Source organism: Labrys sp. HAY1-8F (assembly GCF_056754975.1).
Genome location: NZ_JBPGWZ010000002.1, coordinates 1,027,609 through 1,040,153, shown reverse-complemented (window position 1 = coordinate 1,040,153; position 12,545 = coordinate 1,027,609). Strand labels below are relative to the sequence as shown.

Below are 12,545 nucleotides of genomic sequence, written 5' to 3'. Positions count from 1 at the left end.
CAATGTCGACCGATCCTGGACCATAAGTCGGGGGACTTTCTATGAGCGGATCGACTGACGAGGACGTCAAAGTCCTCCATTCCATGGGCTACGCGCAGGAATTGGCGCGCCGCATGGGCGGTTTTTCGAATTTTGCGATCTCCTTTTCCATCATCTGCATCCTCGCAGGCGGCATCACCTCGTTTCCGCTGGCGATGGGGACCGGTTCTGGCTTCGAAGCGACGATCGGCTGGGTCATCGGCGGCGTATTCGCCCTCGTGGTCGCCGCCTGTCTCGGGCAGATCGGTTCGGCTTACCCGACGGCGGGCGGTCTCTATCACTGGTCCTCGATCCTCGGTGGGCGCGGCTGGGGCTGGGCAACGGCGTGGATCAACCTGCTCGGCCTGATCTTCGTCGTCGCCTCGGTCAATGTCGGCGTCTGGCTGCTCTTCAGGGATCTGGTGCTGTCGGGCGTCTTCCATGTCGACGTAACGGCGTGGACCGCCGTGACCACCGACCCGTTGCCATCAGGCATGACGGCCGAACAGGCAGCGGCGATCAACAATTCCGCCTATGCCGCACAGGTCGTTGCTGTCTGCCTGATCACGCTGGCCCAGGCCTTGATCAACCATTTCGGCATCAAGCTCACCACGCTGCTGACTGACTTTTCGGGCTATCTCATTCTGGTGATTGCCGTGGTGCTGACCCTGACCTTCCTGGGTTGGGGAGCCGGCTGGGACTTCTCGCGTCTCACCACTTTCGTGAACAACACGGGTGATCCGGGTGGCAACTATGTGCCTGAAGCACGGCCCGCCTTTATCGCTTTCCTGGTCGGCCTGCTCTATCCGCTCTACACCATCACCGGGTTCGATGCCTCTGCGCACACCTCCGAGGAAACTCAGAATGCCCGCGTCGCGGTGCCGCGCGGCATGATCCATTCGGTGTTCTGGTCGCTGGTATTCGGCTTTGCCATGGCAGTATCCTTCGTACTGGCCAGCCCCGACCTAGCCCAGACCGCCAAGGACGGGGGCGCAGGCTGGTTCAACCTGTTCAACAACCTGCCCGCGCCGGGCTTGCTCAAGGATGTGCTGGCCATCGGCATCGTGCTGGCCAATTTCATCTGCGCCCTGGCCGGTCTGACCTCGACCTCGCGCATGATCTATGCCTTTGCCCGTGACGGCGGCCTGCCGGCTTCCGGCATCTGGAAGGGCGTGAGCCCGACCTGGCGCACGCCTGTGGCAGCGATCTGGCTCGGAGCGGTGCTCTCGATTGCCGCCACGCTCTATTCGCCCGCCTTCGCGGCGCTGGCGGCGGGCTGCGCGCTGTTCCTCTATGTCTCCTATGCGATGCCGATCGCAGCCGGATTGCTGGCGGAGGGCAAGACCTGGACCGAGTTCGGCCCCTTCCGCCTCGGTATCTGGTCCAAGCCGCTCGGCGTGATCGCCGTGCTCGGCGTGCTCGTCCTGATGTATGCCGGCATCCAGCCGCCCTTTGACATCCTGATCAACTACGCCATCGGCTTGCTGGTGCTGCTGCTGGTGTTGTGGTTCGGCATCGAGGCGCGCCGGTTCAAGGGACCGCCAATCGGTGGTGACATCGCCAAGCGGGCCAGCGAGATCGCAGAAGCCGAAAAGGCCGTCGGCCAGAGCACCTGATCGTGACGACGGCCGGCCCCGGTGTCGCCGGGGCCGGCCATTCCAGGGCATTGAACCAACCACCAAAAACAGACCTAGAGAGACGGAACTAGCGGATCATGGCGAACCCAGCGAGACCAACCAATGCAGCCGAGGCGATCGCCTATGTGCGTGAGCACGGATTTTCCGATGTGAAAGTCGGTGTCTTCGACATAGACGGCGTCTTCCGCGGCAAATACATGGCTCGCGAGAAATTCGAGAGTACCCTCGAAAAGGGCTTCGGCTTCTGCAATGTGGTGTTGGGCTGGGATTCGAACGATCAGCTCTACGACAACACCAGTTTCGCCGGCTGGCACAATGGCTATCGCGACGCCGAGGCCCGGTTCCTGCCTGAAACCATGCGCGTCATCCCGCTCGAAGACGGCATGCCGCTCTTCATCGGCGAGTTCGCCGGCGAGGCGGAGGCCTATTGTCCGCGCGGCACGCTGCGTCGGGTGCTCAAGCGCGCCGCCGACATGGGTTACAAGGTCTCCGCTGCGGCGGAGTTTGAGTTCTTCGTCTTCGACGAAACGCCTCATAGCGTGCGCGAGAAGCGCTTTCGCAATCTGAAGAACATTACGCCGGGCTTTTTTGGCTACTCCATGCTGCGGGCCGGCGTGCATGCCGATTTCTACCAGGATCTCCTGCAGATGTGCCGCGATATGGACATGGAGATCGAAGGCCTGCACACCGAAACCGGCCCTGGCGTGCTCGAAGCGGCACTCAAGGTCGACGAAGCCCTGGCCATGGCCGACAAGGCCGCGCTGTTCAAGACCTACACCAAGATCCTCGCGCAGAAGCGCGGCTGGATGGCCACCTTCATGGCCAAGTGGTCGCATGACTGGCCCGGCCAGTCCGGGCATCTGCATGCCTCACTCTCGGATCTCAAGACCGGCAAGGGGATATTCCACGACCCCTCCAAGCCACATGCGATGTCGGACGAGATGCGTTGGTTCGTCGGCGGCCAGCAGGCGCTGATGCCCGAATTGCTGGCGATGATTGCCTGCACGGTGAACTCCTATACCCGCCTGATCCCGGGCTTCTGGGCACCGACGGATGCGAGCTGGGGCGTGGAGAACCGCACCTGCGCCTTGCGCGTCATTCCCGGCTCGGAAAAATCCCAGCGGGTCGAGTATCGCGTGGCTGCCGCCGACATCAATCCCTACATCGCCCTGGCCGCGGCGATCGGCTCGGGCCTGTGGGGCATCGAAAACCGCATCGAGCCCGATGCGCCGGTCGAGGGCTCGGCCTACGATAAGAAATTCCCCAAGGCGCGCCATTTGCCACGCTCGCTGTGGGACGCGGCTCAGCGCCTGAAGGCCTCCAAGGCGGCGCGTTCGCTGTTCGGCGATGCCTTCGTCGAACACTACGCCGCAACGCGCGAGTGGGAGGAGCGTGAATTCCGCCGCACGATTTCGGATTGGCAGCTGGAACGCTATTTCGAAATCATCTAGATGTGATCACAAAGGGAATGGGCCGGGTCGACCCGCGATCATTCCTGCGTATTACAGGGATGTTTCGTCGTCGCGAGCCCTACCAATCGGCAGGATTGGCCTGGCGAAGCAACTCGGTTCTTCATGCGGGGCGAAGCCGGCTTGCTTCGCTGCGCTCGCAATGACGGCGCGCCAAGCCGTCCGAGGTTCTCAATCATGTCCGATATCGTCTGTATCTCTCCCATCGACGGCAAGGAGCTGGTACGTCGCCCGGCCGCCAGTGCTGCCGAGATCGACGCGGCCCTGGCCGCGGCCCGCAAGGCCCAGAAGGAATGGCGCCGGCTCTCCATCGAGGAGCGTAGCGCCTATGTCCTGAAGTTCCTCGACGCCATGCTGGCGATGAACCAGGAAGTGGTGCCGGAACTTGCCCAGCAGATGGGCCGGCCGGTGCGCTATGGCGGTGAATTCCGCGGTTTCGAGGAGCGCGTGCGCTATATGGCACGCATTGCTAAGGACAGTCTGGCTCCGACCATTCCGGACGACGACCGTCCCGGCTTCAGGCGCATGATCAAGCGCGAGCCGCTCGGCGTGGTCTTCGTGGTGGCGCCCTGGAACTACCCGTTCATGACAGCGGTCAACACGGTCGCCCCAGCCCTGATCGCCGGCAACGCCGTGGTCCTCAAGCATGCGGCGCAGACCATCCTGGTCGGCGAGCGCTTCCAGAAGGCGATGGATGCCGCCGGCCTGCCCAAGGGCGTGTTCCAGAATCTGGTGCTCACCCACGAGCAGACCAGCGACATCCTGGCCAAGGGGCTGGTCGACCACACCAATTTCACCGGCTCGGTCGCGGGCGGGCGGGCCATCGAGAAGGCGGCTGCCGGCACTTTCATGACGCTTGCACTCGAACTCGGCGGCAAGGACCCAGCCTATGTGCGGGCCGACGCCAATGTCGAGCATGCCATCGAAAACCTGGTGGACGGCGCGTTCTTCAATTCGGGCCAGTGCTGCTGCGGCATCGAGCGCATCTATGTGCATGAGAGCCATTACGACCGCTTCGTCGACGGCTTTACCAATCTCACCAGCCAATATGTGCTCGGCAATCCGCTCGAGGAGACGACGACGCTCGGCCCGATGGCCAATGTCCGCTTTGCCGACTGGGTGCGCAAGCAGACGGCCGAAGCCCTCGCCAAGGGAGCCAAGGCTCACATCGATACGTCGAAATTTGCGGCTGACGTGGCCGGCACGGCCTATCTCGCCCCGCAGATCCTCACCAATGTCGACCATTCCATGTCCGTGATGATGGAAGAAAGCTTCGGCCCTGTCGTCGGCATCATGAAGGTGAAGTCGGACGAAGAGGCGATCGCTCTGATGAACGACTCGCCCTATGGCCTCACGGCCGCGATCTGGACCCAGGATCTCGATGCAGCCGAGCGCATCGGCGGGGAGATCGAGACGGGCACCATCTTCATGAACCGCTGCGACTATCTCGATCCCGGCCTGACCTGGACCGGCGTGAAGGATACCGGCCGCGGTACGGGCTTGTCACGGCTTGGTTACGACTCGCTGACCCAACCCAAGAGCTATCACCTGCGCAGCCTGTGAATTGGGGGGCGGGTCTTCAGACCCGCCTTCACAACGCCCATAGCGGGTCTGAAGACCCGCCCCCATTTTCGGAACCCAACCATGACCACGACCTCTCCCCGCGCCAATTGGAGCTACCCCACCGCCATCCGCTTCGGCGCCGGCCGCATCTCGGAACTGGCAGAAGCCTGCAAGAGCGCCGGCATCACCGCGCCGCTGCTGGTGACGGATCCTTTCCTCGCCACCCAGAAAATGACCAAGGATGCGCTGGAAAGCCTCAAGGCGGCCGGGCTGCATGCCGCCATCTTTTCGGACGTGAAGCCCAACCCGATCGAGTCCAACGTCTATGCAGGCCTGGAAGTCCTGCGTAAGGGCGGACATGACGGCGTCGTCGCCTTCGGTGGTGGCTCCGGGCTCGACGCCGGCAAGGTCATCGCCTTCATGGCGGGCCAGAAGCGGCCGATGTGGGACTTCGAGGACATCGGCGACTGGTGGACCCGGGCCGATCCCAACGGCATCGTGCCGATCGTAGCCGTGCCGACCACGGCCGGCACCGGCTCGGAAGTCGGCCGGGCAGGGGTGATCACCCAGGAAAAGACCCACACCAAGAAGGTGATCTTCCATCCCCTGATGATGCCCAAGGTGGTGATCTGCGATCCCGAACTCACCGTCGGCATGCCCAAGCACATCACCGCCGGCACCGGGCTCGATGCGCTGGCCCATTGCCTGGAAGCCTATTGCTCGCCCTTCTACCATCCGATGGCTGAAGGCATGGCGGTCGAGGGCGTGCGCCTGGTCAAGGAATTCCTGCCGCGCGCCTACAAGGACGGCACGGATCTCGAAGCCCGGGCCCATATGATGTCGGCCGCGGCCATCGGCGCCACCGCCTTCCAGAAGGGCCTTGGCGCCATCCATGCGCTCTCCCATCCGGTCGGGGCGCTCTACGACACCCATCACGGCCTGACCAATGCGGTGTTCATGCCCTATGTCATCGCCTTCAACAAAAAAGCGGTGAAGGAGAAGATCGAGCGGCTGGCGGCCTATATCGGATTGAAGCCACGCTATGCGGCATTTCTCGACTGGACGCTGGCGTTGCGCGAGGAACTCGGCGTGCCGCATACGCTCGCGGGCCTCAAGGTCGACGACCAGAAATTCGACCTGATGTCGAAGATGGCCCCGAAGGATCCGACCGCCGGCGGCAATCCCGTCACGCTCACCAAGGCCGGTGCGCTGAAACTCTATCGCAAGACGCTGGAGGGTGCTCTTTAGAGCGTACCGCTCTAGGGTGTCGTGCAAAAGCGGGTGCCAGTTTTGGCAAAAGCAACACGATGCCGGAGCCGAAAACGTGGCGTGTCGGTCATCGATCGGTACGCCACGTTCGATTGCACGATGCCAGCTATGCGCCACTATAAGGATCGCCTTGCAGCCTTGCCCTTGTGGGGCGGTGCCGTCGCCATCGAGGCCATTGCCGGCGGTCTGACCAATCGCAACCTACTGATTACAGCGAAGACGGGCCGTTTCGTTGCCCGCATCGCCGGTGACAATGCTGCGCATGACATCGATCGCGCGGCCGAACAGGCGGCGACGCGGGCGGCGGCCGAATGCGGGCTCGGCCCGGAACTCGTTTGGGCGGAGCCAGGATTGATGATCCTGCGATACGTTGATGGAAAAACGCTTCGTTCGGCCGATCTTGCCGGTGCTGCTAAGCTTCGCCGGAGCCTGGCTTTGCTGGGCCGGGTCCGTCGGGAGATGCCCGCTCGCTATGATGGGGCGCGGCGAGACCGGAGCCCGATTGCGCTCCTCACCGGTTATGCCAAACGTCTCGCAGCTGAGCCCAATCGCTGGCAGCAAGCCATTGATCGCTACCGGCCGCTTATCGAACGCCTGCGCGCGCGGTTGGAGCTGTTGCCATCCGGCTTTGCCCACAATGATGTTCATGGCGACAACATCATCGATGATGGCGAGCGCCTTTGGCTGCTCGATTGGGAATATGCGGGGTATGGCCAACCTCTCGTCGATCTCGCCAGCCTCGTCAACAATGCCGGCCTGAGGGATGAGGCCATTGAGATCGGCTTGGCCGACTGGCTCGGCCATGCACCCACGCACAGCGAAGGAGAAGACTTTGCTGCCATGCGGCTCGCTGCAGCCATGCGTGACCTATTCTGGGGCTATGCCCAGGATGGGTTGGTGGCCGATCAGCCGGGCAAGCTCGATGACTACATATCGATCAACGAAGGGCGGGTGAACGCAGCTGCCGCTCTGATCTGAAGATCTATCAAACGGATGCAACGAGCCTGGCGAGGCTCCAGCGCCCAAAGACTATTGAAGTCGATACGATAGGTACGATGATAGTTCACCGGGAGATTTGAGTGTTCACATCATTTCAATTTTAAGTGAGACGCTAGTCGCGTGGCTACGCCTATGTTGCACGTGGTGGATTTCGTCAGTTATTATCCCAAGTAGATCTACGATTCTGACCTTTTTACGATTAATATCAATCTAATTTCTTATGCAACTCTGGGTTGGTTGGTCATTGTAAAATGAAATATTTGAGCTGTATTGAAATAATTACTTATTCGGTGTTGAGATGAAAAGAGCCAGTGTCCTTATCGCTTGTGTATGTGGAAACCGTTTTGTCGATATCGATGCTGTGCGCTCCTTTCTCGGCATTGCGCTGGATTTGAAAGAGCGAAAGATCGAGGTCGACTTTCTCGGTCAATCCGGCATTCCCCACCTAGAGCATGCACGGAACGCGGTCGTCAGCTATTTCCTGGAAAAACGGGGCGATTATCTCCTGTGTCTGGATTCCGATATGGAGGTGTCGCCCAAGACGATCGGGCGCTTGCTGCAGTTCAGCCAACTCCACGACAAGCCCTTCACAGCGGCGCCCTATGTCTCGAAGGGCTATGACAATGAGAAGACCAGCAAGGTTTTCGCTCGCGATCTCGATGATTTTCATGCCGTCACATCGCGCTGGAACGTGGTCTTCGAGGACCCGACGGCATTAACGGGACAGGGGCGGCTCGACATGCGCAACGGGTTTGCGCGCGCCGTCAGAGTGGGGGCGGGGGCCATGCTCTGCCGCCGCGACATGCTCGAGACCATGGCCGCACACTATAGGGACGAAGGCTACTTCTACCATAACGTCCCGTTTCGCTTGTTTCCGCTGTTCAACATCCCGGTGGTGAATGGCGAGGCGGTTGGCGAGGATTATGCGTTTTGCGACCGATGGCGTGAATGTGGCGGCGAGTTGTGGGTCGATACCACGGCAACGATCCGCCACAACGGCCACCATTCCTATCGCGGCAATCTCGCTGAAACTCTGGATCTGCGGCGACGGGCCCTGAGCCAAGGCGAGGCTTGAGCCTAAAAATACGCCGAGGCTGGTGGCATGCCTTCTCCCCATCCGGCTCATGGCGTTGGCACTATAGCGTTCAGGCCCTGAAACCATCGCGCTGATAAGCAGGGCGGCGCAGCAGTGATGCCCCTTCGAATAAAAGATTGTCGAATACAAGATTGTCGTTCGGAAGGCGCGTGCAGATTGCCCTCTGCGATGGCCTCAGGCTGGCGGTGGCTTTGCCGGTCGCATTTCGTGCTGCCCCGTTTGCGCCACCAAGCTCTTCAAGCGACTGCGGCGACGATCATTGCATTTCGGCGCCGAATATCTAAGCCGAAACACGCCATCCCAGGCTTCATCATGCCATCCTATCTGGCGAGATCGAGCACGCCTTTCGTTTGGCTTGATGATCGACGCTCTTAAAAGTTGTAATATATATTTTTATCAACTTTAAGTAATAACTTTCGTATTTTTAGCAACCAAACTTATACGTGTAGTTCTTGGTGTTTTCAATATAAAAGCTGTTCGGCGGATTTCCGAAATTTGCGGTTGATTTTGGAAATTAAATGCAACCAGGAATTGAAATTCCTCTATATAGACTCTGTACATGTGGCGCTCCTGTGTCTTTTGGGTGACATGTATTACGCAAAGCGATGTGAATACGCTCAATTGTGGCAATTTGAGATTGTGAAAAACCCCTCCCTGCCGCACTGTCACATCCAACGATTCACGCAATGGGTCGTCTCCGGGCCGCCGCCAGAGGTTGGGGCCGGGGTCTCGCGAGCCGGTCGGAGAGGTCAAGTCTACCGACCGAGTAAAAATGTCTTGGAGGTCATCTCATGACGATGAAGTCAGTTCTTCTCGGCGCCGCCGCCGGTATCGCCGCCATCGGCGCTGCCCAGGCCGCCGATCTGCCCATGACCAAGGGCGAAGCCGTTGAATATGTGAAGGTCTGCTCGGCCTTCGGTGAAGGCTTCTTCTATATCCCTGGTACCGACACCTGCCTGAAGATCGGTGGTGAAATCCGTGCGAAGTACTACGCCTTCGGCGGCACGGGCTATAACCGCAACGACAACCGTTCGGCGTTCGACACCCAGGCTCGCGTCTGGTTCGACGCCCGCACCGAGACCGATTGGGGTCTGCTGCGCTCCTACTTCCAGATCAATGCCGACTCCAACCGGCTGACGGGCCGTGGCGGTGGTGATGGCAAGCGCAACGACTTCACCATCGACAAGGCCTTCATCCAGTTCGGCGGCCTGACGGCTGGTTACGCTCATTCGTTCTTCGGTTTCTACGACAACGAATATGGCGACACCCTTGAGGGTAACTACTACGCCGAAGTCAGCACGGTTAATCTGCTCGCTTACACCGCTCAGTTCGGTGGTGGCTTCAGTGCTACGCTGTCGATCGAAGATGGCCGCGATCATCGTGTGAACAATGACGCTTTCAATAATTTCGTGAGACAAGGTGGCCAGCAGGTCCCCGATGTCGTCGGCCAACTCCGTTGGGATCAGAGCTGGGGTTCTCTCGCCGTTCAGGCTGCAGGCCATCAGTTCCGGTCGGCTGACCTCTTCGATGATGACGGTGTTCGGATTCCCGGCCCGCGCGAAAACAAGTTCGGCTACGCCGTCGGCGCGACGGGCTTGATCAAGATTCCGGCGATCGACGGCTGGTTCGTTGTTGAAGGCCAATATGCCGACAGCGCTCTGGAGTATCTTGGCGCCAACAACACCTTTATCGCACAGTCCGATTACTTCACGAACGCCGCAGGGCGAGTCGATGGTGGCAAGGGCTGGTCGATCACCGGTGAATTGGGTGGGCGTATCACGCCGCAGTTGCAGGCCGTTCTGGTCGGCAGCTATATCGACACTTCCTATGATCGGTCTACCGTCACTGGGGATAGCGGGATCAAGGAATTCACCATCAGCGGCAACCTGACCTATACGATTGTCAAGGGTCTGAAGGTCGCCGGTGAGGTAGGCTATACCCACGGCAAGATCGATCACGGTACCATTGTTTCTGACAATCCGAAGCTTGACGGTCGTGACAGCTACAATAACTGGTTGGCTGGCATGCGCATCACGCGCCAGTTCTGATCACTCAGTTCGAATATTCGAGAGAAGGCCCGGCGAAAGCCGGGCCTTTTTTATGAGCGAGACACGCCATTGTCTTGTGATTACGGCATTGGTCAGTTCTATGCCCTGTGACCGCCAAAAATGCCTGCCGCCCGTCATGGCACGAGAAAAAGCGATAGCGAGGGGTATCGCACCCTCGGATGAGCTGCGGGGGATACAGAGACGGGATTGAGGGGTATCGCCCATCCGCGTCGGAAGAAGGTGTTGCCCGAGGCCTTTGCCGCCGGCTTCGCAACATCTCCGAGTACCGCTTTGCGATCGCACCTGGCATTCGCGCGCACTCCGAATTCTTCAATCCCCCGGCCGTGGACTTGCGCATTTTGTATGTAGTCCGGCGCCTGCCCGTTCAATGATGGCGCATCGCCAGTCGTTCTTCCAAGCGAAACTCAATGGAGACGCGTTACCGCTGGGGGACTCGACGATGGGGATTCCAGATTGATGCTCTCAAGGCGGAATTAGATTGGAATCGCCGATCTATAGGGCACAGAACGGTTGCCGTTCCTTCGAACTTCCGAAAGCGACACCAGCCGATAGCAAGACGCAGGCCCCGCCTGATGAAGCGCAATTGTGTCATTCGAATGCGAATATCGCCGGAAAATCCCGAATTTTCGCCGAGACCCGCCCAAATTGTGGCGAAAATGCTGCGTGTGTCCTTTTTGCTACACAGCTTTGCCAAAATGTCACGACCCTAGGTTGTTGGGTGCAATCGCTATTGTGCAACCTAGAGGAGTAAAGCAATGTCATGACAACGATTCACTCGATGGGTCGTGTCCAGATTGCAAGTTTAACGTGTGATCGGGGTCTCGCGAGTCGATCGAAGCACCAAGCGGCGCTTTCGATCAAATAATAACTGTCTTGGAGGTCATCTAATGACGATGAAGTCCCTTCTCCTCGGCGCCGCTGCTGGTATTGCCGCCATCGGCACTGCCCAGGCTGCCGATCTGCCCATGACCAAGGGTGAAGCTGTTGAATATGTGAAGGTCTGCTCGGCCTTCGGTCCCGGCTTCTTCTACATCCCCGGCTCCGACACCTGCCTCAAGATCGGTGGCGAAATCCGCGCCGACTACCGTGCCTTCGGTGGTGACCGTCCGGCTGCCCTGGGAACCAGCCGTAGCTTCGACCGCAACGACAATCGCTCGGCTTTCAACACCCAGGCTCGTATCTGGTTCGATGCCCGCACCGAGACGGAATGGGGTCTGCTGCGCTCCTACTTCCAGATCAATGCCGACTCGCATCCGATCGGCTCCGGCGGTCGCAACAGCACCTATAACGGCAACACCTTCTCGATCGACAAGGCCTTCATCCAGTTCGGTGGCCTGACGGCTGGTTATGCCCATTCGTTCTTCGGCTTCTACGATAACGAGTACGGCGATACCATCTGGGCGCCCTATTATGCCCAGAGCAACACCGTAAACCTGCTGGCCTACACCGCCCAGTTCGGTGGCGGTTTCAGCGCAACGCTGTCGATCGAAGACGGCCGCGATCATCGCGCAGATACGGTCACTTCCCGTGACGTCGGTGGTACGCTCTTTGGTTATCGTGCGGGCGGACAGCAATATCCTGACGTCGTTGCTCAGCTGCGTTTCGATCAGTCTTGGGGCTCGGTTGCCGTCCAGGGCGCCATTCATCAGGCTCGCTCGGGTGAAGATTTCAGCGTCGATACTGACGATGATGGTATTGCTGATACGAATGTCACTGTCCGTCATAGCAACAAGATCGGTTACGCCGTTGGCGCCACTGGCTTGATCAAGCTGCCCTTCATTGACGGTGGTCACTTCGTCGTGGAAGGTCAGTATGCCAACGGCGCTACCGATTATCTCGGTGCCGGTAACAGCGTGCTGGGCTCGTTCGATCGCTTCGTCAACACCTCCGGCCGCTTCTCCAGCGGCAAGGGCTGGTCGATCGTGGCGGAACTCGGCGGCAACATCACGCCGGTTCTCAATGCGAACCTGGTCGGCAGCTACATCGACACCAAGTATGACCGTCTCCTGGCCACGGACGCTGGGGCAACGGCGAACTACGGTATCAAGGAATTCACGATTGCAGGTAACCTCACCTACACGATCGTGAAGGGTCTGACGATTGGTGCCGAAGTCTCCTACACCCGCGTTCAGCAGGACAATGGTGTTGCGATTGTGGACAGCACGGGTGAAACGCCGGTTGTCACGGGCTTCCGTGACGACAAGGCCAACGTCTGGCAGGCCGGTGTCCGCCTGAAGCGCGTGTTCTGATCGTCTTCGATCACTCACAAGAAAGAACCCAGCTGCGCAAGCAGCTGGGTTTTTTTGACTTTTGCACTGACAAAGCTGGCTAGATCGAGACGGCGGGGTGATGTGATATAGACCGATTATTCGAGTAGTCGTTGAAAGTCACTCCCGAAATAATCGTTCTGCTACTGCCAAGTTCT

At 59.5% G+C, this 12,545-nt stretch carries 8 protein-coding genes; all 8 read left to right on the top strand.

Annotation, left to right across the window (positions count from 1 at the left end; all coding sequences use genetic code 11):
* The first annotated feature begins 41 nt into the window (after positions 1–41).
* The 8 genes from ACR9ZN_RS13880 to ACR9ZN_RS13845 all read left to right on the top strand — a co-directional run bounded on the left by ACR9ZN_RS13880 (position 42) and on the right by ACR9ZN_RS13845 (position 12,369).
* A complete protein-coding gene (locus tag ACR9ZN_RS13880; protein ID WP_454814424.1) occupies positions 42–1,634 on the top strand; it encodes an amino acid permease in 1,593 nt (530 codons plus the stop codon).
* 98 nt (positions 1,635–1,732) lie between these two features.
* On the top strand, positions 1,733–3,106 hold the full coding sequence (locus ACR9ZN_RS13875; RefSeq protein WP_434957006.1) for a glutamine synthetase family protein: 1,374 nt from the start codon (positions 1,733–1,735) through the stop codon (positions 3,104–3,106).
* 195 nt (positions 3,107–3,301) lie between these two features.
* Positions 3,302–4,687 (top strand): aldehyde dehydrogenase family protein, encoded by a 1,386-nt coding sequence (locus ACR9ZN_RS13870; protein ID WP_481272453.1) that lies wholly within the window; start codon positions 3,302–3,304, stop codon positions 4,685–4,687.
* Positions 4,688–4,768: 81 nt separating this feature from the next.
* The gene (locus ACR9ZN_RS13865) at positions 4,769–5,935 is read left to right on the top strand and encodes an iron-containing alcohol dehydrogenase (protein ID WP_441772290.1); all 1,167 of its coding nucleotides are present in this window, start codon (positions 4,769–4,771) and stop codon (positions 5,933–5,935) included.
* 21 nt (positions 5,936–5,956) lie between these two features.
* A complete protein-coding gene (locus ACR9ZN_RS13860) occupies positions 5,957–6,934 on the top strand; it encodes a phosphotransferase (protein ID WP_481272452.1) in 978 nt (325 codons plus the stop codon).
* A gap of 382 nt (positions 6,935–7,316) precedes the next feature.
* Positions 7,317–8,030: a glycosyltransferase family 2 protein gene (locus tag ACR9ZN_RS13855; protein WP_441772288.1), complete on the top strand. Its 714-nt coding sequence runs from the start codon at positions 7,317–7,319 to the stop codon at positions 8,028–8,030.
* Between the two features lie 812 nt (positions 8,031–8,842).
* Positions 8,843–10,099 carry a porin gene (locus tag ACR9ZN_RS13850; protein WP_481272451.1) on the top strand — a complete coding sequence of 419 codons (1,257 nt, stop codon included), beginning with the start codon at positions 8,843–8,845 and terminating at the stop codon, positions 10,097–10,099.
* 908 nt (positions 10,100–11,007) lie between these two features.
* Positions 11,008–12,369 carry a porin gene (locus ACR9ZN_RS13845; RefSeq protein ID WP_481272450.1) on the top strand — a complete coding sequence of 454 codons (1,362 nt, stop codon included), beginning with the start codon at positions 11,008–11,010 and terminating at the stop codon, positions 12,367–12,369.
* Positions 12,370–12,545: the final 176 nt, after the last annotated feature.

Coding starts and splice junctions, on each gene's coding strand:
- ACR9ZN_RS13880 (WP_454814424.1), top strand. CDS start 42: ATGAGCGGATCGACTGACGAGGACGTCAAAGTCCTCCATTCCATGGGC.
- ACR9ZN_RS13875 (WP_434957006.1), top strand. CDS start 1,733: ATGGCGAACCCAGCGAGACCAACCAATGCAGCCGAGGCGATCGCCTAT.
- ACR9ZN_RS13870 (WP_481272453.1), top strand. CDS start 3,302: ATGTCCGATATCGTCTGTATCTCTCCCATCGACGGCAAGGAGCTGGTA.
- ACR9ZN_RS13865 (WP_441772290.1), top strand. CDS start 4,769: ATGACCACGACCTCTCCCCGCGCCAATTGGAGCTACCCCACCGCCATC.
- ACR9ZN_RS13850 (WP_481272451.1), top strand. CDS start 8,843: ATGACGATGAAGTCAGTTCTTCTCGGCGCCGCCGCCGGTATCGCCGCC.
- ACR9ZN_RS13845 (WP_481272450.1), top strand. CDS start 11,008: ATGACGATGAAGTCCCTTCTCCTCGGCGCCGCTGCTGGTATTGCCGCC.